Here is a 24,098-nt window from a genome sequence, read left to right as displayed (position 1 = left end):
CATGGCACACAAGAAAGCGGGCGGCAGCTCCAGAAACGGGCGCGAATCGGAATCGAAACGCTTGGGGGTCAAGCGGTTCGGCGGACAGCAGGTGAACGCCGGCGAGATCATCGTCCGGCAGCGGGGCACCCAGGTGCATCCCGGGGAAAACGTGGGTATGGGCCGGGACCACACCCTTTTCGCCAAGGTGGCGGGCCGGGTGCAATTCGTGGTGAAAGGCCCCCTCAAGCACAAGACGGTGAGTATCATCCCGGCTTGACCGGTGCCCTGCGGCTGGTGCGCCGCGGCCTGCCTCCCGAACCGGCCTGAACAGGGCCAACCGGAGGGCGCCGGCGCACGGGAAAGCCCTATCGAAGCGATAGGGCTTTTTTGTTCCACCGATGGGAAGACAGGAAATGAAGTTCATCGACGAAGCCCTCATTCGCGTCGTGGCCGGAAAAGGCGGCGATGGCATAGCGAGCTTCCGGCGGGAGAAGTACGTTCCCCGGGGCGGACCTAACGGGGGCGACGGGGGCCGCGGAGGCAGCGTCTACCTGGTGGCCGATGCGAACTTAAACACCCTGGTGGACTACCGTCATGAGCGGATTTTCCGCGCCGAGAACGGGGAAAACGGCCGCGGCTCCGACTGCTACGGCAAGAGCGGGCGCGACATCCATTTGCGGGTGCCGGTGGGGACGATCGTCACCGATGCCGAAACGGGCGAAGTGCTGGCGGATCTGAGCATCCCCGGCCAGACGACCCTGGTAGCCAAGGGGGGCGCCGGAGGGCTGGGCAATCTGCACTTCAAATCCAGCACTAACCGGGCGCCGCGCCAGTTCACCCGGGGCGAGCTGGGGGAGGAACGGGAGCTCAAGCTGGAACTGAAGCTCCTCGCCGACGTGGGGCTGCTGGGCCTGCCCAACGCCGGTAAGTCCACCCTCTTGCGCGCCCTCTCGGCAGCGCGCCCCAAGGTGGCCGATTATCCCTTCACCACCCTTCATCCCAATTTGGGGCTAGTGCGGGTCGAAGCCCACCGCAGCTTCGTGGTCGCAGACATCCCCGGCCTCATCGAGGGCGCCGCCGAGGGGGCGGGGCTGGGCCACCAGTTCCTGCGCCACTTGGCCCGCACGCGCCTGCTTCTCCACGTGGTGGACATCGCCCCCCTGGATCCCCAGGCCGACCCAGTCCGGGAGGCCCGGGCGGTGGTGCAGGAGCTCAAGAAGTACGACCCGGCCCTCCACCGCAAGCCCCGCTGGCTGGTGCTCAACAAGGTGGACCTGCTGCCACCCGGGGGGCGGGATGAAGCAGTCCGGCGGTTCGTGCGCACCTACCGCTGGCGGGGCCCCACCTTCGCCATCTCGGCACTCAACGGGGAGGGCTGCCGGGAGCTGGCCTACGCCGTCATGGAACACCTGGAAGCGAACCCCCTTGACGCGGCGCCGGCCCTCGCCACCCAGGAAGGGGGAAGCTGAAGGGCCATGGATTCCGTCGTCGCCCGAGCCCGGCGTCTGGTGGTCAAGGTGGGCAGCAGCCTGGTGACCAACGACGGTCGCGGCCTGGACCACGGCGCTCTCGCCCGCTGGGCGGAACAGATCGCCCGGCTGCGCCGGGGCGGAAGACAGGTGGCCCTGGTCTCTTCGGGAGCCATCGCCGAGGGGCTGCAGCGCCTCGGCTGGAAGCGGCGCCCCCACGCCCTGCACGAGCTGCAGGCGGCGGCGGCCGTAGGCCAGATGGGCCTGGTGCAGGCCTATGAATCCTGCTTCCGCACCCATGGCCTGCACGCGGCCCAGGTTCTCCTCACCCACGAGGACCTGGCCGACCGCAAGCGCTATCTCAACGCCCGCTCGACGCTCCTCACCCTGCTCACCCTGAACGTGGTGCCGGTCATCAACGAGAACGACACAGTGGTCACGGACGAGATCAAGTTCGGGGACAACGACACGCTGGCGGCCCTGGTCACCAACCTCATCGAGGCCGAGTGCCTCATTATTCTCACCGACCAGGAGGGCCTGTTCGAGGCGGACCCGCGCCGGCACCCCGGGGCGCGGCTCATCCGCGAGGCCCGGGCGGGCGATCCCGTCCTGGAGCGCATGGCGGGCGGGGTGGGGTCGGCCATCGCCAAGGGGGGCATGCTCACCAAGGTGCTCGCCGCCAAGCGGGCGGCCCGCAGCGGCGCGGCCACGGTGATCGCAAGCGGCCACGAGCCCGAGGTGCTGGTGCGGCTCGCCGCGGGAGAACGCATCGGCACCCAGCTCACCACGGAGCAGGCGCCCATAGCCGCCCGCAAGCAGTGGCTCGCCGATCACCTGCAGGTGCGGGGGCGCCTCATGCTGGACGCCGGCGCAGTGAAGGTGCTCCTCGAGCAGGGAAAAAGCCTGCTGCCCATCGGCGTGGTGGACGCGGTGGGCGACTTCGACCGGGGAGAGGTGGTGGCCTGCATCGCCCCGGACGGCCGGGAGGTGGCCCGGGGGCTGGTCAATTACAGCGCCGAGGAGACGCGCAAGATCCTGCGCAGGCCGAGCCACGAGATCGAGGCCATCCTGGGTTACGTGGACGAGCCCGAGCTGATCCATCGGGACAATTTGGTGTTGCTGTGACCGCAGCAGCACCCATTGCTGCGAAGGCTAACCTGCGCCGCAGGTTAAGCGGGGCGGGGAAGCCAGCCCGCGGCCGAAGCTACAATCTGGTTCTGCGTATCGCGGCAGAACCAATGGCGGCGAGGCTCGCCTCCCGGTGCGCCGAGACCCCGGTTGAGGGCGAACGCCGCGCCGAGGCGCCCCCGGCGCGCCACCCTAGCGGGGGGCGTTGAGGGATTCCGGATGGATGCCCGCCTTGAGGGCCGCCACGGCTTCCTCCCGGGTCCTGACCGGCGTCTTGCCCGGGCAGAAGAAATCGTAGTAGAGCACCCGCTGGTGCAGGGTCTGCCGGCGAGCCTCGATGGGGGTCCACTGGGGATTGCGCGCCTTGGACCAGACGCCTTCGCCCTGGGCGAAGGCGTAGCGCTTGAACTCCCGGGTGGCGCAGCGGATGCCTTCGAAGCTCACCGTGTCCGTCCCGTCCGCTCCCCGCACCACCAGGGTGTAGCGCACCACCCCGTCCCGCCCCACGTGGATAGAAGCCGCGTCCACGAAATAGCGAAACGAAAGAGTCGGCGCCACCTGGAACTCGATCAGGTCTTCCGGCTTGGGATGGGGAGGCAACCGGGCCTCCTGCTCGCTCCACGCCCGATCTTCCTCTTCCACGTACCCGTCCAGGCCGTAAAAGGTCTGAGCCCAGCCGGGAACCGCCAGACCGGCGGCTAACAGGGCAGGCAAGCCTGTGCGGAAGAAGCGAATCATCCACCCTGGAGATCGTTGAGCAGCGACTCCCGCACTTGGGGATCGACGGGGTCCACCACCGCGGTATACTGGGGGTGATCGACGCCGATGGCAAGCCTCGCCCCGGCGCGCAACGCCCGGATCATCTCGGGCGTCAGCTCGAAGCGCAGGAAGTGCACCGAAGAGGTCTTCTCCGGCGTCTCCCGCTCCAGGTCCTCGTCCGCGATGGCATAGACCCGGGGAAGCTCGCCGACCTGCACCCAGACCCGGTCCTCGATGCCGATCAGCTTCTTCAGCATCGCCTTGCGCTCGTCGAGGTCCGGGTACTCGATCATCATGGTCGCCTTCCAGTTGGTGCCATCCGGCACCAGGGGATTGTAGGCCTCCAGCTCGCCCTGGATCCCCTCCTCCTCGAAGATGCGCTCGGCGCGCAGCATCTCCTGGATCTGGTAGCGCATGGTGAGCTCATCCTCGAAGTGCAAGGTGACGTGCTGGCCCAGCCTCACCCTGCGGTTCTTCTTGTGCTCCATCACCCGGGCGCGGAAATCGGCCCTCGCCTTGGCGTAATCCTCCAGCGACAACAGGCTCTCTCGCGTGATTTGCGGCATCGCTGATGTCCTTTCCTTTGCTCCGACAAATGGGTCCGGCGGCATCACGGCCCCTCGCCTTCCAGCGTGCAGATGGCCCGGGGCTCGTCGATGGTGAGCACCAGGCTCTCCGAGAGAAAGAGCTGGTAATGAATTCCGTCGTTGCCGGCGTAGCCGGCCATCAGGTCCTGGCCCACCACGATGCGGCCGACGCGCGGGTCCACCAGCACGCCCCCTTTGATTCCCGCCTTGTAGATTCCTAGCTCGCACAAGCGCTTCAAGTGCTCCACCTGGAGCATGTCGGTGCCTTCGTAGCGGCGGAAAAGGCTGTTGTACAAGGCGGGCTCCAGCGCCAGGGCGTAAGGACCGTACAGGCCGTTCGAATCTAGCGCGTTCACCGCGGCCAGCACATCGTTCAAGGCTTGCTCCAGGCTCTTCCAGTCGCCGCGTTTGACCCGGCTGCGACCCTTGGCGTTCATGAGGCCTTCTAGGTGGAAGCCCTCCTGGCCGTAGTAAATGAACTCTTCCTCGCGCCGGGCGACCGCTTCCGCCGCGGCGGCGAGCGCGTTGAGGTTGAGGGGCTCCCCCATCGTCACGTGGGCTTCCAGCCGGCGCACGCTGAGATCGAACCGCTTGCGGATCATGGGCACGGAAATGGCACGGCTGATCACCGCGCCGGCTTCCCCTTCCGTGGGCTGGCGGCAGTAGTCGTCGGCGCCGATCTCCACCGAAGTGAGCCCGACCCCGTAGGGTCCCTCCAGGTCCAGGAAGCGACGGCCGGTGAGCAGACCCCGCGCGCTCTTGACCGCTTCCTCGTCGATCTTCTCCCACAGGTGGGAAGGAAAAGGGGCCTGATCCCGGTTGAGGTATTTCATTTCACTGACCCTCCCTTTGCTTCAGCGAACCGATGGTGAGCCTCGGGCCCGCCGGGGCCACGTTCGATTTTCCCGTGTTCGCTTCCTCGACTTCCGTAATGGGTGCTTCGGTAAAAAGGTAGGTCTTCAGGTTACGCTCGAAATCGGGATGGTTCCGGCGCAGCCATTCCAGCACCATGCACGCGTGCTCGATCTCCTCCCGCATGTTGTGCAGGAGGATTTCCTTGAGCGCCGGGTCGGCGCAGGCATCGGCCCGTTGCCGGTACCAGTCCACCGCCTCCAGCTCCTCCTGCAGGGAGACGAGGGCGCGGTGAAAGTCCCTGGTCTCCGCCGAGATCTGCTCCAGGGGCTCGTGGTAGCCCGCACTGCTAACTGCCATGGATTTTCTCCTTTCCGCCTTTTGGCCTCACAAGCCGTAAGCCATGCGCAGCAGGGTGAGGGGATGGGTGGGCTTGCGGCCGTCCTTGAGCCCGTTTTCGATCTGGTGCCCGGCGATCGGACAGTCGCTCGCGTAGTAGTCCGGCGCCTTCTGCCGCACCCGGTTCATCACCGGGCGGCCGATCTTCATGGACGTCTCATGAAATTCGCTTTTCACCGCATAGGTCCCGTCGTGGCCCGAGCAGCGCTCGATCAGGTCCAGCTCAGTGCCCGGGACCAACTGGAGGATCTCCCGGGTCTTGAGACCGATGTTCTGCACCCGCAGGTGACAGGCGGCATGGTAGCTCACCTTGCCCAAGGTGCGCTGGAAATCCAGCTTGAGCTTGCCCTCCTTGTGGCGCAGAGCCAGGTATTCGAACGGATCGAAGATCCGCTCCCGCACCCTCATGACGGCCTCGTCCCCCGGGAACATGAGGGGCAGCTCCTGCTTGAACATGAGCACGCAGGAAGGCACGGGCGCCACCACGTCCCACCCCTTCTCTACCATCTCCAGCAGGGCCGGGACGTTCGCCTCCTTGGCCCGGGCGACGGATTCCAGGTCTCCCAGCTCCAGCTTCGGCATGCCGCAGCAGCGCTCGCGCCCGACCAGGGTGAGGGCGATGCCGTTGTGTTCGAACACCTTGACCAGGTCCTCGGCGAGCTGGGGCTCGTTGTAATTGCCGTAACAGGTGGTGAACAAAGCCACCCGTCCGCGGGTACGGCCCGCAGCCTCGGGCTGTGCCACCGGGCTCGCGCGGCCCTTGAGCCTCCGCCGCGCCGTGCGCCACTGATACTCGGGCAGCAGAGCGTCCCGGTGGATACCTAAGGTTTTCTCCAGGGCCTTGCGCAGGCTCGGGCTCCGGTTGGCCGCGTTCACCGTCTGGGCCACCACGGGAATCGCGGCGAGTTTGCCCACCGCGTCGGTGGCGGAGAGCACCCGGTCCCGGAAGCGGGTCTTGCCGTTTTTGAAGCGCAACGCCTTGGCCCGCAGCATCAGGTGAGGAAAGTCCACGTTCCACGGGTGGGGCGGCACGTAGGGGCATTTCGTCATGTAGCACAGGTCGCACAGGTAGCAGTGGTCGACCACTTTCCAATAATCTTCCTTCGCCACCCCGTCCACTTCCATCGTCTCCGACGCGTCCACCAGGTCGAACAGGGTCGGAAACGCGTTGCACAGGCTCACGCAGCGCCGACAGCCGTGGCAGATGTCGAACACCCGCTCCAGCTCGGCGAACAGCGCCTTCTCGTCGTAGAACTCCGCCTCGCGCCACCTCAAGGGGTGCCGGGTGGGCGCTTCCAGGCTACCCTCGCGGGGACTTTCGACCGGCGTAGGCATGATACGGGAACTCCTTTGGCTGGCTGATTCTCGGCTGGCAAGGAGCAGGCGCTTAGCCCAAAAATCAGGGCCGGAGGACCGGCCCTGATTCCGGCGCCGTGCGTACGTTTACTGGCCCAGTGTATCCAAGGCCTTCTGGAACCGGTTGGCGTGGGAGCGCTCGGCCTTCGCCAGCGTTTCAAACCAGTCGGCGATCTCGTCGAAGCCCTCTTCCCGGGCGGTCTTAGCCATGCCGGGATACATGTCGGTGTACTCGTGGGTCTCGCCCGCGATGGCCGACTTCAGGTTATCCGGCGTGGGGCCGATGGGCAGATCGGTGACCGGGTCACCGCACTGCTCCAAGTATTCCAAGTGGCCATGGGCATGACCAGTTTCACCCTCCGCCGTGGAGCGGAACACCGCAGCCACGTCGTTGTAACCCTCCACATCCGCCTTGGCGGCAAAGTAGAGGTAACGCCGGTTGGCTTGGGATTCGCCGGCAAACGCGTACTTCAAGTTTTCGTGGGTTTTGGATCCTTTGAGTTGCATGGACGCTCTCCTTTCTTCGAGTTGAAGGGCCAGAGCAGTCTGCCCGAAGACCTAATTTCGGACTGACCGCTTTTAGCCCAAGGTTAGATTTTAGACTTAGTCTAATTTACGACATCAGTACTGTCAACGGTCGTCTTCGTGACGGCGATAACTCTTCGCGCTTTCTTTCTAAGAGAAAAAGCGATGAGCGGAGCCCGTCGGGCACTCTCGATCCAACGTTCAGGAGCTTGAACGAGCCCCCACGCCCGGGCCTGTCAGACTCCGCCCGGCTCCTCCGCCAGGGCCGGCATGGGTCGGCGGCGCAGCCGGGGTCGCCGGCGGGCCCGCGGCGGCTCCAGGTAACGGGCCAGCTCGGTGAGCGCCTGCTGGTAGACCGAGCGCTTGAACTCGACCACGGCGTCCAGGGGACCCCAATACTCGTACCAGCGCCAGGCGTCGAATTCCGGGTGATCGGTGGCGCGCAGGCACACGTCGCAATCCCGGCCCAGGAACCTCAACAGGAACCAGATCTGCTTCTGTCCCCGGTAGTGGCCTCGCCAGTCCCGGCGCAACCACTGGGCCGGCACGTCGTAGCGCAGCCAGTCCCGGGTGCGCCCCAGGATCCGCACGTGCTCGGGGCCTAGGCCCACTTCCTCGCGCAGCTCCCGGTACATGGCCTGTTCGGGGGTCTCCCCCGGCTTGATCCCGCCTTGCGGGAATTGCCAGGAATGCTGCTTGACTCGCTTCCCCCAGAAGACCTCGTTCTTGGCATTGAGCAGAATGATTCCAACGTTGGGGCGATATCCATTTCGGTCGATCATGGCCATCACCCGTACAATTTCATGAACCGATTCGATTTTTTCACATTTCGAAAAGCAAGGAAAGCGGCTTTCGCAAATCGCCGCCCGCCCCGGGGACGGCCTGACAGGCTTGTGTCTTCCCCTGTAGAATTTTTCTTTTTTACCGACGGACTTGCAGTATGCGGGTATCCCGATTCTTTCTTTCCACGCTCAAGGAGGCCCCCGCCGAGGCGGAAATCGTCAGCCATAAGCTGATGCTGCGCGCGGGGCTCATCCGGCGCCTGGGCAGCGGACTCTACACCTGGATGCCCCTGGGGCTGCGGGTGCTGCGTAAGGTGGAAGCCATCGTGCGGGAGGAAATGAACGCGGCCGGCGCCCTCGAGCTGCTGATGCCCGCCGTGCAGCCCGCCGAGTTGTGGCAGGAGTCGGGCCGCTGGGAGGCCTTTGGCCCCCTCATGCTCAAGATCAAGGACCGCCACCAGCGGGACTTCTGCTTCGGCCCCACCCATGAGGAGGTGATCACCGACATTGCGCGGCGGGAGATCAAGAGCTATCGCCAGCTTCCGGTCAACTTCTACCAGATTCAAACCAAGTTCCGGGACGAGATCCGCCCCCGCTTCGGCGTCATGCGGGCCCGGGAATTTCTCATGAAGGACGCCTACTCTTTTCATGCCGATCGGGCGAGCCTGGAGGCCACCTACCGGCTCATGTACGACGCCTACAGCCGAATCTTCGCTCGCCTTGGGCTAACGTTCCGGGCAGTCGCCGCCGATCCCGGCGCCATCGGCGGCAGCGCGTCCCATGAGTTCCACGTGCTGGCCGACGCCGGCGAGGACGCCATCGCCTACTGCCCCGATTCCGACTATGCGGCCAACGTGGAACTGGCGGAGGCGCTTCCGCCGGCCGAGCCCCCTCCCCCCCCCACCCAGCCTATGACCCGGGTGCCCACCCCCGGCCGGCACAGCATTGAGGAAGTCGCCGCCTACTTGCGAGTGCCGCCGCGGAACATCCTGAAGTCCCTGCTTGTCGTCACTCGGGACGGGAAGCCCTATCTGCTCTTGCTGCGCGGCGACCACACGCTGAACGAAGTGAAGACCGCCAAACATTTCGCCTGCCGGGGCGGGTTCCGCTTCGCCGCCGAGGCCGAGATCCGGGAACGCTTCGGCTGCGGGGCGGGGTCCCTCGGCCCGGTGGACGCCCCGGTGCCTATCGTGGCCGACCGTTCGGTCCTGGCCATGGGCGATTTCGTCTGCGGCGCCAACCAGGACGGCTACCATTACACGGGGGTCAATTTCGGCCGGGATCTCCCGGTTCCTGAAACCGTAGCCGACCTGCGCAACGTGGTGGCCGGGGACCCGAGTCCCGACGGCAAAGGACGGCTGGAGATCGTGCGGGGCATCGAGGTGGGCCACATCTTCCAGCTCGGCACCAAGTACTCGGAAGCGATGAACGCCACCTTCCTGGACGAGACCGGGCAGAGCCGACCCATGGAGATGGGCTGCTACGGGATCGGCGTGTCCCGGATCGTGGCCGCCGCCATCGAGCAGAACTACGACGAGCGGGGCATCATCTTCCCCGCCCCCATGGCGCCCTTCCAGGTGGCGCTGGTAGCCCTGGGGCTCGCCCGCAGCCCGGGGGTGCGGGAAACCGCCGAGCGCCTGCACGCGGAATTGGAGGCGGCGGGGGTAGAGGTCCTCTTCGACGATCGGGACGAACGTCCTGGCGTGATGTTTGCAGACATGGAGCTGATCGGCATCCCCCACCGGGTGGTGGTGTCCGAGCGGGGCCTGAAACAAAGCAGCATCGAATATCAAGGGCGGCGCGACCCGGAGCCCCAGCCCGTCCCCCTGCCCTCGGCCAAGGAGTTTTTAAAATCAAAGGTATCCGCCTCGCTTCGGTCCTCCTGAGCGCGTGCCTGCCCGCCCTGGCCTGGGGCGGGGACCAGCGCTACGAGCCCCTTTCGGCCAGCGTGCGGGCCGCCCTCCACCGGGCCGTCTCCGACCGGGCGGTACAGCGCGCCGCGTTCAATTCCGACGCGGAAGGGCAACGGTGGCTGGCCGAGATGTCCCGGCGCCTCGAGCGCCACTTCCCGGAGCCGCGCGCCCGGGAGGACTTCCTGCGCACCGTCCACTACGAAGCCACCCGGGCCGGTCTCGATCCTCAGCTCGTTCTGGCGGTGATCCAGGTGGAGAGCGGCTTCCGCAAATACGCTGTCTCTTCCGCTGGCGCCCGGGGCTACATGCAGGTGATGCCCTTCTGGGTGAAGGAAATCGGCGCGGAGGAGCACAACCTCTTTCACCTGCGGGTGAACCTCCGCTACGGCTGCACCATCCTGCGCCATTACCTGGACTTGGAACAAGGGGACCTCTACCGGGCCCTCGGCCGGTACAACGGCAGCCTGGGCAGGCCCGAATATCCCAACGCGGTGCTGGAAGCCTGGAGAAGAGCCTGGTCTTATCCGGGAACGACTGCCGGAATGCCTTCCCAGGACCGGGAGGGCTAAACCCGCCTGCAGGCATTCAGGCGGATTCCCCGCGGCTGCGGCGCTTTCGGGCAAGACGAAACACCGTCAGCCAACGCCACGTTTGGTGGACCAGGAAATAACCGGCGGCGCCAGCCGTGAACGGATTGGTGACCAGGGTGCTCATAGCGGCCACCGGCAGGTTGACCCTGAAGCATATCGCGGCCACCGCAGCGCCCAGAATCTGGCCCACGGGGATCAGTAATCCGAAAAAAAACCCCTACGGCGACCCCGCCCGCGACGGTGCGGCGATTGGATTGAAATGCCACAGTTGAGGATGGGACAGCGCGGGGGCAGGGGCTTCAGCCAGCGGTTCTGCCGCAAGCTTTCCGCGGTGGGAAACCGTGCCTTAAGCCAGCGGCGCACGGGCTCCCTTTCCAAGACATCGCACCCGGCCCGTGGCCCCTCCGATGCGGGACCCGGGCGTACTCGGGGCAACGATGGTCAACCCGCTCAGGCCCATCGGCTTGCGGGCGCACCGAACGTTCCCGCGCCGGACAACGGGACGATGAACGCCGGGCGCCTTGCAAATAGGTTGCTTCAGCATGCCCTTATAATAACAAGCCAACCGCTGCCTGAATTGATCGGTCAAGCATGCCTTCGCGCGACATCCTGGTCCTCTATTACAGCCGTCACGGCGCCGTACGGCAGATGGCCCGGTTCGTTGCGCGAGGGATCGAGCAAGTGCCGGGCGTGCAGGCCCGCCTGCGCACGGTGCCCCGGGTTTCCCCGGTGTGCGAAGCGGTGGAAGCCCCGGTGCCCGAATCCGGCGCCCCTTACGTGGCGCTCGCCGACTTGGAGCAGTGCATCGGCCTCGCCCTGGGCAGCCCCACCCGGTTCGGCAACATGGCCGCGCCCCTCAAGCACTTTCTCGACGAGACCTCAGGGCTCTGGCTGCGGGGAGCTCTCGCGGGCAAGCCCGCGGCGGTGTTCACCTCTACGGGAAGCCTGCACGGGGGCCAGGAGACAACGCTTCTTACCATGATGCTGCCCCTCCTGCACCACGGCATGGTGCTCCTCGGCCTGCCCTACACCGAGCCGGACCTGATGAGCACCGACGCGGGCGGAACCCCCTACGGGGCGAGCCACGTGGCCGGCCCGGCCGACGACAGGCCGCTCACCGAGGCCGAGCGCCGGCTGTGCATGGCCCTGGGCCGGCGGCTTGCCGAGACCGCGGTCAAGCTGGCACGATGATCGCCTAATGAGCGTCCTCTAAAGCCTGACGTAAGCTCAATAAACCCAGGGCTATAGCTGCGGGTGGGCCCGCTCGCCGGGCGCCTGGAGCCGATTGAGGGCGTGGATATAGGCCTTGGCGGAAGCGACGATGATGTCGGTGTCCGCTCCCTGGCCGTTCACGATGCGCCCGCCCTTCTGCAACCGCACCGTGACCTCCCCCTGGGCGTCGGTGCCGCTGGTGATGGCGTTCACCGAGTAGAGTTGCAGCTCCGCGCCGCTCTTGACGATGGACTCGATCGCCTTGAACGTGGCGTCTACCGGGCCGCTCCCCGTGGCCGTGCCCGTGCGCTCCACCCCGTTGTCGGAAAGCATTACCCGGGCGAGGGGGGTTTCCCCGGTCTCGGAGCAGACCTTGAGGAAGACGAGCCGGTAATGCTCCTGGTCCAGGGCGAGGGCCTCCTCGCTCATCAAGGCGTGCAGGTCCTCGTCGAAGATCTCGTGCTTCTTGTCCGCCAGCTCCTTGAACCGGGCGAACGCGGCGTTCAGCACCTCCTCCGACTCGATCTCGATGCCCAGCTCCTTGAGCCGCGTGCGGAAGGCGTTGCGGCCGCTGTGCTTGCCCAGCACCATGCGGTTGGCAGCCCAGCCCACGTCCTCCGCCCGCATGATCTCGTAGGTCTCCCGGCTCTTGAGCACCCCGTCCTGATGGATGCCCGATTCGTGGGCGAAGGCGTTGGCGCCCACGATGGCCTTGTTGGGCTGCACGGGGAAACCCGTGATTCCCGCCACCAGCCGGCTCGCCGGGACGATCTGGGTGGTGTCGATGCGGGTGTCGCACGGGAATATGTCCCGGCGCGTGCGCACCGCCATCACGATCTCCTCCAGCGCCGCGTTGCCCGCCCGCTCGCCCAGGCCGTTGATGGTGCATTCCACCTGGCGCGCGCCGTTGAGCACCGCCGCCAGGGAGTTGGCCACCGCCAGGCCCAGGTCGTTGTGGCAGTGCACCGACCACACCACCTGGTCGGCGTTGGGGATGCGGTTGCGCAACTGCCGGATCAGCGTCCCGAACTGCTCCGGGATGCTGTAGCCCACCGTGTCCGGGATATTGATGGTGGTGGCCCCCGCCGCGATCACCCGCTCCAGGATGCGGCATAGAAAGTCGATCTCGGAGCGGGCCGCGTCCTCGGGGGAGAACTCCACGTCGTCGGAATGCTGGCGCGCCCACTTCACCGCCTTAACCGCCTGCTCCACCACCTGGTCGGGCTCCATGCGCAGCTTCTTCTGCATATGGATGGGGCTGGTGGCGATGAAGGTATGGATGCGCCCCGAAGCCGCCCCCTTGATGGCCTGGGCCGCCTGCTGGATATCGCGCTCCGTGGCCCGGGCGAGCGCGCATACGGTACTGTCCTTGATCGCCTCGGCCACCGCCTTGACCGCCTCGAAGTCGCCCGGACTGGCGGCGGGGAAGCCCGCCTCGATCACGTCCACCCGCATGCGCTCGAGCTGCCGGGCGATGCGTAGCTTCTCTTCCCTGGTCATGGACGCGCCGGGGCTCTGCTCGCCGTCGCGCAACGTGGTATCGAATATGATCAGCCTGTCTTCCATGGCCTCGTCTCCCGTCCGGCTCGGTACGGCACCGCCCGCACGAGCCCGCGTCTATTTTGCCGGCCTTCCCGGGAAAACGGCCAGCGCCGCCGCGCCGTCCCCCGCCCGGAGCTCAAGGGGCGGCCCCGGGCGGCGTCTTGAGGCGGCGGCGCTTGAAGCGCTCCCAGACCCACAGGGCGTAGCCGGAAAGGCTATAGCCGACGAACAGCAGGAACAGCACCGTCGGGGGGTCGCTCGAGATGAGCACGATCGCGAGCACCAGGGCGAGCAGCACGGCGAACGGGACGCTCTTGCGTAGGTTCACGTCCTTACCGCTGTAGAAGCGCAGGTTGCTCACCATGCTCACCCCCGCGAAAACCGTCACGATCCACGCAAGCCACATGACCTCCCGGCCCCTCACGTCGTAGTCGTGCATGATCCACACCAGTCCGGCGATGAGAGCCGCCGCCGCTGGGCTCGGCAATCCCTGGAAGTAGCGCTTGTCCACCACGTCGATGTTGGTGTTGAAGCGGGCCAGCCGCAGCGCCGCGCCGACGCAGTAGACGAACGCGCCCAGCCATCCGAGCTTGCCCAGCCCCTGCAGCGCCCACTCGTACACCACCAGGGCGGGCGCCACGCCGAAGGACACCATGTCGGAGAGGCTGTCGTATTCGGCGCCGAAGGCGCTTTGGGTATGGGTGAGCCGCGCCACCCGCCCGTCCAGGGCGTCCAGCACCATAGCGATGAAGATCGCCACCGCCGAGTGCTCGAAGCGTCCGTTCATCGCCTGGACGATGGCGTAGAAACCAGCGAAGAGAGCCGCGGTGGTGAACAGGTTAGGCAGAAGGTAGATCCCCCGCCGGCGCACGGCAGGGTTGAGCAGGGCCTTGCGGTTCGGGTCGTGGAGCATCGGGCGCTCACCCGCAGCAGTCAAGGAGCCTCGCCATGGCTTCCCGCGGGAGCCGCTGCCCCCGCCAAATCCATCAAAGCTTAACCGAAATCGCCAGCGACGGCATTGCCGCCCGGCGTGACGGGCAACCGGGCGATGACGCTCTTCGCCGCGTAGACCTTGTCGCCGATGCCTACCCGGGGCCGGGCTCCCCGGGGAAGATACACGTCCAGGCGGGAGCCGAACCGAATGAAGCCGTAGCGCTCGCCGCGGCCGAGCCGGGCACCCTCGTCCACGTAGCACAGGATGCGCCGGGCTACCAGCCCCGCCACCTGCACGCAGGTGACGTCGAAACCCTCCGGGGTCTTGAGCCACAAGGCGTTGCGCTCGTTCTCCAGGGAGGCCTTGGAAAGCTCGGCGTTGAAGAACCTGCCCGGGAAGTACCAGCGCTTGACCACCCGGCCGTCCACGGGACTGCGGTTGGAATGGGCGTTGAACACGTTCATGAAGACCGAGATGCGCAGCGCGTCGCGCTCGATGAACGGATCGCGACAGGCCTCCACCGACACTACCCGTCCGTCCGCGGGCGAAAGCACCAGCCCCGCCCCCTGGGGAACGGGGCGGGGCGGGTCGCGGAAGAACTGCAGCACGAAGGCGAACAGCAGCCACAGGGGCGCCGACCATGCCCCCAGCAGGAACGTTGCGGCGAGGGCCGTCGCCAACGTCACGGCGACGAACGGCCAGCCTTCCCGGGCGATGAGGGGATGGGGGTAGTTCATCGGCTCGCCCGCCCCGGAGCGGGCATTCGCGGGCCGCATCCGGGCGGCGCCCTGCGGGTCCCGCGCTTCAATTCTTGCTCTGATCCACCAGGCGGTTCTGCTTGATCCACGGCATCATGTCCCGCAGCTTTTCGCCCACCACCTCGATTGGGTGCGCCTTGCCCATGCGCCGCAGGGCCTTGAGCTTGGGCGCCCCTGCCTGGTTCTCGAGAATGAACTCCTTGGCGAACTCCCCGCTCTGAATTTCCGCAAGGATCTTGCGCATCTCGGCGCGGGTCTGCTCGTTGATGATCCGCGGGCCGCGGGTGAAATCCCCGTACTCGGCGGTGTTGGAGATGGAGTAGCGCATGTTGGCGATGCCGCCCTCGTACATCAGGTCCACGATGAGCTTGAGCTCGTGCAGGCATTCGAAATACGCCATCTCCGGCGCATAGCCCGCCTCGACCAGGGTTTCGAAACCGGCCTGCACCAGGGCCGAGCAGCCGCCGCACAGCACCGCCTGCTCCCCGAAGAGGTCGGTTTCAGTCTCCTCGCGGAAAGTGGTCTCGATCACCCCGGCCCGGCCGGCGCCGATAGCGCAGGCGTAGGAGAGGGCAAGATCCCGGGCCTTGCCGGAAGCGTCCCGGTGCACGGCGATGAGCGAAGGCACGCCGCCGCCCTGGATATAGGTGGAGCGCACCAGGTGGCCGGGACCCTTGGGCGCGATCATGATCGTGTCCAGGTCGGCGCGAGGCTCGATCTGGCCGAAGTGGATGTTGAAGCCGTGGGCGAAGGCGAGGGCCGCCCCCTTCTTGATGTTGGGCTCGATCTCCTCACGGTAAACCCGGGCGTGATGCTCGTCCGGAAGCAGGATCATGACCACGTCCGCGCCCTTGACCGCCTCGGCCACCTCCTTCACCGCGAGCCCCGCGTTCCTGGCCTTGTCCCAGGAAGCACCCCCCCTGCGCAGGCCCACGGTCACCTTCACCCCGGAGTCGTTCAGGTTGTTGGCGTGGGCGTGGCCCTGGGAGCCGTAGCCGACGATGGTGACCTTGCGCCCCTTGATCAGCGACAGATCGGCGTCTTTGTCGTAATAGACTTTCATGGTTTTCCTCTTCGATGGTTGTTGGCGGCCGAACGCCGCGGCCGGCGCGGCGCGGCTCGATGAAACGGGTCGACGATCGGTGCCGTCAAACCTTGAGGATCCGCTCGCCGCGAGCGATGCCCGAGGCGCCGGTGCGCACCGTCTCCAGGATGGCGCTGCGCTCGATCGCCTGCAGGAAGGCGTCCAGCTTCGATCCGGTACCGGTCAGCTCGATGGTGTAGGCCTTGTCGGTCACGTCGATGATGCGCCCGCGGAAGATGTCCGCCATGCGCTTCATCTCCTCCCGGTCCTTGCCCACCGCCCGCACCTTGACCAGCATGAGCTCCCGCTCGATGTGCTCGCCGTCCGACAGATCGACTACCTTCACCACGTCGATCAGCTTGTTGAGCTGCTTGGTGATCTGCTCGATCACGTCGTCCGAGCCGGAGGTGACGATAGTCATGCGCGAGAGGGTGGGATCCTCGGTGGGAGCGACCGTCAGCGACTCGATGTTGTAGCCGCGCGCCGAGAACAACCCAGCCACGCGCGACAGGGCCCCGGGCTCGTTTTCCATCAGGAGGGAGATGATGTGGCGCATTTCGGTAACCAGAAGTCAGAAGACAAGGGACTGGGGCGGGTGGTCGGAATCGCGTTCTCCCATCGTCGTGACCATCGTCGACGATGGCGTCAGACCAGGATCATCTCGGACAGGCCCTTGCCACCGGGCACCATGGGGAAAACGTTCTCAGCCTGGTCGGTGATGAAGTCCATGAACACCAGGCGATCCTTCATGGAGAACGCTTCCCGCAGCGCCCCCTCCACGTCGCCGGGCTTTTCGATCTTCATGCCCACGTGCCCGTAGCTCTCGGCCAGCTTGACGAAATCAGGAAGGGCGTCCATGTAGGACTCGGCGTAGCGGTTGCCATGGAAGAATTCCTGCCACTGGCGCACCATGCCCAGGTACTTGTTGTTGAGGTTCACGATCTTGATCGGCAGGCGGTACTGCTTGCAAGTGGAAAGCTCCTGGATGCACATCTGGATGCTTGCCTCGCCGGTCACGCACACCACCATCGCCTCGGGATGGGCGAGCTGCACGCCTATCGCCGCGGGCAGCCCGAAGCCCATGGTGCCCAGCCCCCCGGAATTGATCCAGCGCCGCGGCTTGTCGAACTTGTAGAACTGGGCCGCCCACATCTGGTGCTGGCCCACGTCCGAAGTCACGTAAGCGTCCCCGCGGGTCACCTCGTAGAGCTTCTCCAGCACGTACTGGGGCTTGATGACCGGGCTCGAGCGGTCGTAGCGCAGGCAGTCCCGGGCGCGCCACAGCTCGATCTGGGTCCACCACGCCTTAAGCGCCTGGGGATCGGGCCGCTCCCGGGTTTCCTTGAGCAGACGCAGCAGCTCCTCCAGCACGTCGCGCACGTTGCCCACAATGGGCACGTCCACCTTCACCCGCTTGGAAATGGAGGAGGGGTCGATGTCGATGTGGATGATCTTGCGCTCCGGGTTGTAGAAGTGCTTGGGGTTTCCGATCACCCGGTCGTCGAAGCGGGCGCCGATGGCCACCAGCACGTCGCAGTGCTGCATCGCCATGTTGGCCTCGTAGGTGCCGTGCATGCCCAGCATGCCGACGAAGAGGGGGTCCGTGGCCGGAAAGCCACCCAGGCCCATGAGGGTGTTGGTGCACGGGAAGCCCAGCAGCCGGACGAATTCCGTGAGGAGCTCCGAGGCGTTGCTCAGGATGACCCCACCCCCGGAATAGACCATGGGCCGCTTGGCCTCTAGGATCAACTGCACCGCCTTGCGGATCTGCCCGGCGTGCCCCTTCACCACCGGGTTGTAGGAGCGCATGGACACGGTCTCCGGGTAGCGGAATTCGCACTTGGCCGTGGTCACGTCCTTGGGGATGTCCACCACCACCGGCCCCGGGCGCCCCGTGGAGGCGATGTAGAACGCCTTCTTGATGGTAATGGCCAGGTCCTTGACGTCCTTCACCAGGAAGTTGTGCTTCACGCACGGGCGGGTGATGCCTACCGTGTCGCACTCCTGGAAGGCGTCCTGGCCGATGGCGTGGGTGGGCACCTGCCCGGTGATGACCACCAGCGGAATGGAATCCATGTAGGCGGTGGCGATGCCCGTGACCGCGTTAGTGACGCCCGGTCCCGAGGTCACCAGGGCGACGCCCACTTTTTCGGTAGCGCGGGCGTAGCCGTCGGCGGCATGGAGCGCGGCTTGCTCGTGGCGTACCAGGATATGCTTGACCCTGTCCTGCTTGAACAGCTCGTCGTAAATGTACAGGACCGCCCCGCCGGGATAGCCGAACACGTAGTCGACTTTTTCCTCCTGGAGGCAGCGCACCACGATTTCTGCGCCGGTCAGTTCCATCGGATCTGCCTGAAAAACCTGGTAATCGAGAATAAACGTGAAACGATATCGATAAGAAAAGATCCGGTCAAGCCCGGGGAAGGCAACCACTCCTCCAGGGCAAGGGCTTGCCCGGTCGGGAAATTCCGCCCCCGGCGGGCCCTGCGGGGCCGTTCGGGCACCGACGCCCTGGCCCGGGGCAGTCTCACTGCCATCACGACTTTTTTGCTACCATGGGGCGCCTTTTGTAAGGGTTTCCCGATCTCTTGGTCCACCCCGAGGTTGATGCAAGCTGGCTACCTCCAGGGAACTGTCCGACTTTTTGGCGGGCGTAGAACGCCGCGCCTACAAGCAGGCCCTGTTTGCGGTCAAGAACCAGGACCTGGCACTGGACCTCGTCCAGGAGGCCATGTTGCGGCTGGCCGAGAAATACGGAGAACGCCCGGCCGAGGAGTTGCCCCTCATCTTTCAGCGCATCCTCCAGAACGTTATCCGCGATTCGTTCCGCCGGCAGAAAGTAGCCAGCATGTGGACCACCCTAGCCTCGGCGCTCGTGCCGGGCCGGGACCCCGAGCAGGATCCCCTCGAAACTCTCGAACCCGCTGCAGCCTCCAACGCCATGGAGGGTCCTGCGGAGCGCCTGGAGCGCTCCCAAGTGCTTGCTATCCTTGAGCAAGGCATCCAGAGCCTGCCTGCCCGTCAACGGGAAGCCTTCCTTTTGCGTTACTGGGAAGAGTTGGATGTGGCCGAGACCGCCCGCATCATGGGCTGCTCCCAGGGCAGCGTGAAGACCCACTGTTCCCGGGCGACCCATGCCTTGGCCCAATGGCTGCGGTCCAAGGGCATCGAATTATGAACGACGAGACACGCTTGGCTGGAAAGATCCGCGCGCTGCTCGATGACGGGTTAAAAGACCTGGATCCCGCCGTCGGCGCCCGCCTCGAGCAGGCCCGGGAGCGGGCCATCGCCCGCCACCGGACAACAGAGCCGGCCATGGACCTGGCGGGAGCGGGCCGCGGGCGGGGGTTGGGGCTACCCGGACACTCCCCCTGGCGCTTGTGGAGGTCCGCAGGCGTGGTGGCGGTCGCCCTGGCGGTGGCGGTCGTTTTCTGGTCCCAGCGGGAGAGCCCCCTTGATCCCGGCGAGCTGGACGCTGCGCTGCTCTCGGGCGACCTTCCGGTACGCGCTTACCTCCACCCCCAATTCCCTTCATGGCTCCAGCATTCCGAGCAATAGTCCTGTGGCTGGCATTGCTCGGCGTGTTCTCGAGCCCCTTGACCGCGGCGGGGGAGCGGCAACCCTCCTGGTCGGAGCTGACGCCCAAGCAACGGGAAATCCTGGCGCCCCTGGCCAACGAGTGGGACAGCTTTTCCGACGTGCAAAAGAAAAAGCTGTTGGGCGTGGCGCGGCAATACCCGAAGCTCACCCCGGAGCAGCAGAAGCGACTCCAATCCCGGCTCCTGGAGTGGAGCCGGCTCACCCCCGAAGAGCGGGAGCTCGCCCGCAGGAACTACCAGAACCTCAAGCAGATGCCGCCGGAGAAGCGCCGGGAAATCAAGCGCAAATGGCAGGAATACAGCGAATTCCAGGCAGAGGAGGCCAAGCCGGACGCCGGCGTCCCGCCTGCCTCCCGATAGCCAGCTTGGCGCCTCCCACCCCATGATTCCCACGGCCTACGCCAGCCTCGGGCGCCGGTTTCTGAGCCTCCTCTACGACGGCTTGCTGCTTTTAGCAGTCCTCCTGATCGCGGACCTGGCGCTGCTGCTGGCAGTGCCCGGCGCCCGGGAGCCGGCGCTGCGTCCCCTGACCCAGACCTATCTGCTGGCGGTCTCGGGAGCTTACTTCGTGGGGCAGTGGACCCACGGCGGCCAGACCCTCGCCATGAAAACATGGCGCCTGCGGCTGATGTCCGCCGACGGGGGCCCGGTGTCCGCCCAGCAGGCCGTGCTGCGCTTCCTGACGGCCACCCTCACCCTGCTCCTGCCGGCTTTCCTGTGGGCGCTCCTGGACCGGGAACGCCAGTTCCTCCATGACCGCCTGGCGGGAACCCGGATCGTCCAGGAAAAAGGCTGAGCTGGCCCACGGGCTCCGCGGCCGGCTTACCTCCTCTCCACCCACCACATGGCTGCGAAGGCAAGACCCAGGAACGCCGCGGTTGGGCCCATGCCGCTCAAGGCCGGCGGCCACTCGTTGAGCACTCCCAGGTGGGCGAACAGGCGGTTCAACAAGTGGAAGCCCAGGCCCACCATGATGGCGATGAACACCCGGGCTCCTACCCCGCCGGCACGGCGCTGGTGCTGGGCGAAGGGGATGGCGAGCAACATCATCACCAGCACCGCCCCGGGATACACCACCTTGCGCCACAAGGCGATCTCGAACCGGGTGCTGTTCTGCCGGTTCTCGCGCAGGTGCTGGATGTAACTCCACAGGTTGGCGAGGGTCATTTTGTGGGGATCTACCAGCAGCACGTTGATCACTTCCGGGCTCAAGACCGATCGCCAGCGCTCCTGAGGGAGCCTCACCACTCGGCTTTCCGTTCCCTGGAATTCGGTGCGCACCACGTTGGACAAGGACCACCAGTGATCCCCCAGGTATTCGCCGCGCTCGGCGAAGCTGATGGAGCGCAGGTGAAACCCATCGTCGAACTGGAAGATCTTCACCCCGCGCAGGGAGAAATCCAGGTGCACCTGGCGCACGTTGATGAAGCTGCCCTCGTCCTTGACCCACAAGCCGGAGCGGAATTCCTGTCCCACCACCGTGCTGGTGGCGCGCAGCCGCAGCCGCTGGGCGGCCCGGTCGCTCGCCGGGGCGATGAACTCCCCCACCACCAGGGTGATGAGCGCCAGGGTGAGGCCCGCCAGGCACACCGCCAGGGCCAGCCGGTAGAGGGACACGCCCGAGGCCCGGATCACGGTGAGCTCGGAGTGGGCCGCCAACTGGGAAAGGGCGACCACGGTGCCGATCAGGGCCGCGATCGGGAACAGCTCGTAGGCGTGGCCGGGAACGCTCAAGAGCACGTAAGCCACCGCCTGGGACACCCGGTAGGCGCTCTTGCCCACGTCGCTCAGCTCGTGGATCAAGTCGAAGATGATGAAGAGGGAGATGAGCGCCGCGAACACCAGGCCGGTCGCCAAGTAGATCTCCCGCGCCACGTAACGCCGCAGGACCTTCATGCCCGCAACCGCCCCAGGCTGAACACCGAAAGCCGGCGATAGAAGAAGGCGGCGATGAACGCGAGCATCGCCCCATGCACCCCCCACAACCCCAGGGCCGGATCGATCCGCTGGAACGCCACCCAGACCTGGGCCACGCTCAAGGTGTTGGTGTAGATCATGTAGATGAGGATCGCCATGACCAGGTTGAGGGACCGCCCGGCCCGCGGGTTCACCTGGGCCAGGGGGATCGCCAGGAGGGCAAGCAGCACGGCGCTGATGGGCTGACTCAGCCGCCGCCCCAGCTCCGCGACATGCTCGGGCGTGCGGTTTTCCAGCAGCTCGAGGAAGGGCCGGGATTTGGTGGAAGGCACGGCGGGGCGAGCCTCCGCCTGCTGGATGCGCACCGCGTAGCGGTCGAAATGCATGATCCTGTACTCGGGGGAGCCGGGAGGGCCGTCGAACCGGGCGCCGCTCTCCATGACCAGGAAGCGGTCACCGTTCTCCGCCGTCTCCACCCGGCCGATGCGGGCCACCATCACCGCGACGGTGTCCTTCTCCATCGACTGCACGAACACGTTCTCCACCCGCTGCTTGTCCTGGCTTACGGCCTCGACGAAGAAGACCCGGTCGGCGTGGCGCGATTCCTGGAAGGTGCCGGGACTCACGAGGGAGGCGTCATCCCGGGTGCGGAGGATCTGCCTCAGCTCCTCGCTCTTGGCGATGGCCCAGGGCGAGAGGAAAAGGGCGAGGGCCGCCACAATGCAGGCGATCGGCACGGAAAACAGGAGCACCGGGCGCACCCAGGCGGTCAGGCTCAATCCGGCGCTGAACCACACCACCATCTCGGAGTCCCGGTAGGCTCGGCTCAGGCTCAACAGAATGGCGACGAAGGTGGTGCCGGCGAGCAGCGGCGCGAGATAGCTCAAGGTGCGGAAACCGAGGAGTGCCAACACCCCCTCGGCGGGAATCGACCCGCTAGCGGCCTGGTCCAGCAGGCGGATCACCTGGGTGACCAGGGTGATGGCCAGAACCACCACGAAGACCACGATCCCGGTGGTGGAGAACTCGCGTAAGGCGCTTCGGGTGAAGATCCGCGGCGCGTTCTTTGACTTATACGCGCCTGAGCGGGGATAATTCGGCATTCGCGAAAGACCTAAAAACGCAATCCAGACGAGGAGTTAGTCGTGGAATTTAGCATAAAAAGCGGCGCCCCCGAGAAAAGCCGCACCGCCTGTCTGGTGGTCGGCGTGTTCGAGCCGCACCGATTGAGCGCTCCGGCCCAGGCCATCGACAGCGCCGCCCAGGGCTTTGTTTCCGACATTCTCCGCCGCGGCGATATGGAAGGAAAATCCGGCTCCACCCTGATGCTGCACAAAGTGCCGGGAATCCTGGCCGACCGGGTGCTGCTCACGGGCCTGGGACCGGAGCGGGAGTTCCGGGAAAAGGAGTACCGCAACGCCGTGGCTGCGGCCGTGCGCGCCCTCGCTGAGAGCGGCGCGGCCGAGGCGACCCTATGCCTGCCGGAGGTGGAGGTGAAAAAGCGGGACGTGGCGTGGAAAGTCTCGACGGCGGTCGTGGCGGCCATGGAGACGGCCTACCGCTTCGACCGCTTGAAGAGCAAGCCGGAGGAAGCCCGCCGGCTGCGCAAGCTCACGCTGGCGGTGCCCCGGCGGGCTGACGTGAGCCCGGCAGAAGAAGGCCTGCACCAGGGCCAAGCCATCGCCTGCGGCATGAACTTGGCGAAAGACCTGGGCAACCTGCCGAGCAACATCTGCACCCCCTCCTACCTGGCCGAGCAGGCCACCGGCATGGCCAAGGCCTACGACTTCAAGGTCCAGGTGCTGGAGCGCAAGGACATGGAAAAGCTGGGCATGGGCGCCCTGCTCGCCGTGGCCAAGGGAGCCCACGAGCCCCCCAAGCTCATCATCCTCGAGTACCACGGCGCAGACCGGAAACAGGCTCCCGTCGCCCTGGTGGGCAAGGGCGTCACCTTCGACACCGGGGGCATTTCCATCAAACCCGCCCAGGACATGGACGAGATGAAATTCGACATGTGCGGCGCAGCCAGCGTGCTGGGCACCTTCAAAGCCCTCGCACAACTGCAATTGCCCATGAACGTGGTGGGCGTCATCCCGGCGACGGAGAACATGCCGGGCGGCCGGGCCAGCAAGCCCGGCGACGTGGTGACCAGCCTCTCCGGCCAGACCATCGAGATCCTGAACACCGACGCGGAAGGACGCCTGATCCTGTGCGACGCCCTGACCTACGCCGAGCGTTACAAGCCCGCCACGGTGATCGACATCGCCACGCTGACCGGCGCCTGCGTCATCGCCCTAGGCCATGTGGCGACCGGCCTCTTCAGCAACGACGAGGCGCTCGCCAATGAGATCATCCGGGCGGGCGAGCAAGCCCTGGACCGGGTCTGGCAGATGCCCCTGTGGGAAGACTACCAGGAACAACTCAAAAGCAACTTCGCCGACATGGCCAACATCGGCGGCCGGCCGGCGGGCAGCATCACCGCCGCCTGCTTCCTCGCCCGGTTCACCAAGAAGTTCCGTTGGGCCCATCTAGACATCGCCGGCACCGCCTGGAAGTCGGGCAAGGAGAAGGGCGCCACCGGTCGCCCCGTGCCCCTGCTCACCCAGTTTCTCATCAACCGCGTTACAGAAGCCAGGGGACGGAAAGCCGAAGGAGGAAGATAACTCTCGATGGCAAAGGGCAAAAATGGGTGAATTCTGTCCTCTGAATC

The 24,098-nt window shown here is 66.0% G+C and carries 27 protein-coding genes; 11 read left to right on the top strand and 16 right to left on the bottom strand.

The annotated features are described in order from the left end of the window. Nucleotide 1 precedes the first annotated feature (1 nt). From rpmA to proB, 3 genes are all read left to right on the top strand, one after another. Complete coding sequence (rpmA, locus tag ACUVYZ_RS00440; protein WP_439932486.1) at nucleotides 2–259, top strand: 50S ribosomal protein L27; 258 nt, start codon at nucleotides 2–4, stop codon at nucleotides 257–259. 136 nt (nucleotides 260–395) lie between these two features. Continuing rightward, complete coding sequence (gene cgtA, locus ACUVYZ_RS00435) at nucleotides 396–1,451, top strand: Obg family GTPase CgtA (RefSeq protein WP_439932485.1); 1,056 nt, start codon at nucleotides 396–398, stop codon at nucleotides 1,449–1,451. A 6-nt stretch (nucleotides 1,452–1,457) separates the two neighbouring features. After that, complete coding sequence (gene proB / locus ACUVYZ_RS00430; protein WP_439932484.1) at nucleotides 1,458–2,576, top strand: glutamate 5-kinase; 1,119 nt, start codon at nucleotides 1,458–1,460, stop codon at nucleotides 2,574–2,576. 195 nt (nucleotides 2,577–2,771) lie between these two features. Here the strand turns inward: proB and ACUVYZ_RS00425 are convergent, their stop codons facing one another. From ACUVYZ_RS00425 to ACUVYZ_RS00395, 7 genes are all read right to left on the bottom strand, one after another. Then, nucleotides 2,772–3,317, bottom strand: a complete 546-nt coding sequence (locus tag ACUVYZ_RS00425; protein ID WP_439932483.1) for a CNP1-like family protein — start codon at nucleotides 3,315–3,317, stop codon at nucleotides 2,772–2,774. After that, entirely contained in the window at nucleotides 3,314–3,904 is a 591-nt protein-coding gene (locus ACUVYZ_RS00420) for a DUF3501 family protein (RefSeq protein WP_439932482.1), read from the bottom strand. The genes ACUVYZ_RS00425 and ACUVYZ_RS00420 overlap by 4 nt, the downstream gene beginning before the upstream one ends. Before the next feature lie 44 nt (nucleotides 3,905–3,948). Beyond that, on the bottom strand, nucleotides 3,949–4,758 hold the full coding sequence (locus ACUVYZ_RS00415) for a family 1 encapsulin nanocompartment shell protein (protein WP_439932481.1): 810 nt from the start codon (nucleotides 4,756–4,758) through the stop codon (nucleotides 3,949–3,951). A gap of 1 nt (nucleotide 4,759) precedes the next feature. Continuing rightward, entirely contained in the window at nucleotides 4,760–5,137 is a 378-nt protein-coding gene (locus tag ACUVYZ_RS00410) for an encapsulin-associated ferritin-like protein (protein WP_439932480.1), read from the bottom strand. A 27-nt stretch (nucleotides 5,138–5,164) separates the two neighbouring features. Then, nucleotides 5,165–6,511, bottom strand: coding sequence for a heterodisulfide reductase-related iron-sulfur binding cluster (locus ACUVYZ_RS00405; RefSeq protein ID WP_439932479.1), 1,347 nt, complete (start codon nucleotides 6,509–6,511; stop codon nucleotides 5,165–5,167). A 108-nt stretch (nucleotides 6,512–6,619) separates the two neighbouring features. Next, on the bottom strand, nucleotides 6,620–7,039 hold the full coding sequence (locus ACUVYZ_RS00400; protein WP_333841629.1) for a rubrerythrin family protein: 420 nt from the start codon (nucleotides 7,037–7,039) through the stop codon (nucleotides 6,620–6,622). A 254-nt stretch (nucleotides 7,040–7,293) separates the two neighbouring features. Beyond that, nucleotides 7,294–7,839 (bottom strand): RNA pyrophosphohydrolase, encoded by a 546-nt coding sequence (locus ACUVYZ_RS00395; protein ID WP_439932478.1) that lies wholly within the window; start codon nucleotides 7,837–7,839, stop codon nucleotides 7,294–7,296. 158 nt (nucleotides 7,840–7,997) lie between these two features. Here ACUVYZ_RS00395 and ACUVYZ_RS00390 point away from each other — a divergent pair, with 158 nt between their 5' ends. Both ACUVYZ_RS00390 and ACUVYZ_RS00385 read left to right on the top strand, forming a co-directional pair. After that, nucleotides 7,998–9,725 (top strand): proline--tRNA ligase, encoded by a 1,728-nt coding sequence (locus ACUVYZ_RS00390; protein WP_439932477.1) that lies wholly within the window; start codon nucleotides 7,998–8,000, stop codon nucleotides 9,723–9,725. After that, nucleotides 9,701–10,321: a lytic transglycosylase domain-containing protein gene (locus ACUVYZ_RS00385; protein WP_439932776.1), complete on the top strand. Its 621-nt coding sequence runs from the start codon at nucleotides 9,701–9,703 to the stop codon at nucleotides 10,319–10,321. The genes ACUVYZ_RS00390 and ACUVYZ_RS00385 overlap by 25 nt, the downstream gene beginning before the upstream one ends. 16 nt (nucleotides 10,322–10,337) lie before the next feature. Here the strand turns inward: ACUVYZ_RS00385 and ACUVYZ_RS00380 are convergent, their stop codons facing one another. Further along, nucleotides 10,338–10,532, bottom strand: coding sequence for a DUF2062 domain-containing protein (locus ACUVYZ_RS00380; RefSeq protein ID WP_439932476.1), 195 nt, complete (start codon nucleotides 10,530–10,532; stop codon nucleotides 10,338–10,340). A 401-nt stretch (nucleotides 10,533–10,933) separates the two neighbouring features. Here ACUVYZ_RS00380 and wrbA point away from each other — a divergent pair, with 401 nt between their 5' ends. Further along, the gene (gene wrbA, locus ACUVYZ_RS00375; protein ID WP_439932475.1) at nucleotides 10,934–11,533 is read left to right on the top strand and encodes an NAD(P)H:quinone oxidoreductase; all 600 of its coding nucleotides are present in this window, start codon (nucleotides 10,934–10,936) and stop codon (nucleotides 11,531–11,533) included. Between the two features lie 51 nt (nucleotides 11,534–11,584). Here wrbA and ACUVYZ_RS00370 read toward each other — a convergent pair whose 3' ends face one another. The 6 genes from ACUVYZ_RS00370 to ACUVYZ_RS00345 all read right to left on the bottom strand — a co-directional run bounded on the left by ACUVYZ_RS00370 (nucleotide 11,585) and on the right by ACUVYZ_RS00345 (nucleotide 18,215). Next, nucleotides 11,585–13,120, bottom strand: a complete 1,536-nt coding sequence (locus tag ACUVYZ_RS00370; protein WP_439932474.1) for a 2-isopropylmalate synthase — start codon at nucleotides 13,118–13,120, stop codon at nucleotides 11,585–11,587. Between the two features lie 112 nt (nucleotides 13,121–13,232). After that, nucleotides 13,233–14,009: a CDP-diacylglycerol--serine O-phosphatidyltransferase gene (gene pssA, locus ACUVYZ_RS00365; RefSeq protein ID WP_439932775.1), complete on the bottom strand. Its 777-nt coding sequence runs from the start codon at nucleotides 14,007–14,009 to the stop codon at nucleotides 13,233–13,235. A gap of 80 nt (nucleotides 14,010–14,089) precedes the next feature. Next, complete coding sequence (locus ACUVYZ_RS00360) at nucleotides 14,090–14,806, bottom strand: phosphatidylserine decarboxylase (protein WP_439932473.1); 717 nt, start codon at nucleotides 14,804–14,806, stop codon at nucleotides 14,090–14,092. A gap of 28 nt (nucleotides 14,807–14,834) precedes the next feature. After that, nucleotides 14,835–15,851 (bottom strand): ketol-acid reductoisomerase, encoded by a 1,017-nt coding sequence (gene ilvC, locus ACUVYZ_RS00355; protein ID WP_439932472.1) that lies wholly within the window; start codon nucleotides 15,849–15,851, stop codon nucleotides 14,835–14,837. 85 nt (nucleotides 15,852–15,936) lie between these two features. After that, nucleotides 15,937–16,428 carry an acetolactate synthase small subunit gene (ilvN, locus tag ACUVYZ_RS00350; RefSeq protein ID WP_333841521.1) on the bottom strand — a complete coding sequence of 164 codons (492 nt, stop codon included), beginning with the start codon at nucleotides 16,426–16,428 and terminating at the stop codon, nucleotides 15,937–15,939. An 89-nt stretch (nucleotides 16,429–16,517) separates the two neighbouring features. After that, nucleotides 16,518–18,215 (bottom strand): acetolactate synthase 3 catalytic subunit, encoded by a 1,698-nt coding sequence (locus ACUVYZ_RS00345; RefSeq protein ID WP_439932471.1) that lies wholly within the window; start codon nucleotides 18,213–18,215, stop codon nucleotides 16,518–16,520. 271 nt (nucleotides 18,216–18,486) lie between these two features. Here ACUVYZ_RS00345 and ACUVYZ_RS00340 point away from each other — a divergent pair, with 271 nt between their 5' ends. From ACUVYZ_RS00340 to ACUVYZ_RS00325, 4 genes are read left to right on the top strand one after another with little or no spacing between them, the layout of a single operon-like run. Further along, nucleotides 18,487–19,050 carry an RNA polymerase sigma factor gene (locus tag ACUVYZ_RS00340; RefSeq protein WP_439932774.1) on the top strand — a complete coding sequence of 188 codons (564 nt, stop codon included), beginning with the start codon at nucleotides 18,487–18,489 and terminating at the stop codon, nucleotides 19,048–19,050. Then, entirely contained in the window at nucleotides 19,047–19,430 is a 384-nt protein-coding gene (locus ACUVYZ_RS00335; RefSeq protein ID WP_439932470.1) for a DUF3619 family protein, read from the top strand. The genes ACUVYZ_RS00340 and ACUVYZ_RS00335 overlap by 4 nt, the downstream gene beginning before the upstream one ends. After that, nucleotides 19,406–19,831, top strand: coding sequence for a DUF3106 domain-containing protein (locus ACUVYZ_RS00330; RefSeq protein WP_439932469.1), 426 nt, complete (start codon nucleotides 19,406–19,408; stop codon nucleotides 19,829–19,831). The genes ACUVYZ_RS00335 and ACUVYZ_RS00330 overlap by 25 nt, the downstream gene beginning before the upstream one ends. A gap of 22 nt (nucleotides 19,832–19,853) precedes the next feature. Continuing rightward, nucleotides 19,854–20,267 (top strand): RDD family protein, encoded by a 414-nt coding sequence (locus ACUVYZ_RS00325; RefSeq protein ID WP_439932468.1) that lies wholly within the window; start codon nucleotides 19,854–19,856, stop codon nucleotides 20,265–20,267. 26 nt (nucleotides 20,268–20,293) lie between these two features. Here ACUVYZ_RS00325 and lptG read toward each other — a convergent pair whose 3' ends face one another. Both lptG and lptF read right to left on the bottom strand, forming a co-directional pair. Further along, entirely contained in the window at nucleotides 20,294–21,367 is a 1,074-nt protein-coding gene (gene lptG, locus ACUVYZ_RS00320) for an LPS export ABC transporter permease LptG (RefSeq protein WP_439932467.1), read from the bottom strand. Next, entirely contained in the window at nucleotides 21,364–22,491 is a 1,128-nt protein-coding gene (gene lptF / locus ACUVYZ_RS00315) for an LPS export ABC transporter permease LptF (RefSeq protein WP_439932466.1), read from the bottom strand. The genes lptG and lptF overlap by 4 nt, the downstream gene beginning before the upstream one ends. A gap of 42 nt (nucleotides 22,492–22,533) precedes the next feature. On the opposite strand from lptF, the gene ACUVYZ_RS00310 reads away from it, so the two are divergent. Next, nucleotides 22,534–24,051, top strand: a complete 1,518-nt coding sequence (locus tag ACUVYZ_RS00310) for a leucyl aminopeptidase (RefSeq protein ID WP_439932465.1) — start codon at nucleotides 22,534–22,536, stop codon at nucleotides 24,049–24,051. Nucleotides 24,052–24,098: the final 47 nt, after the last annotated feature.

The sequence above is a fragment of the Pelomicrobium sp. P1 genome (assembly GCF_052805615.1).
This window is presented reverse-complemented; position numbering and strand designations above follow the sequence as displayed.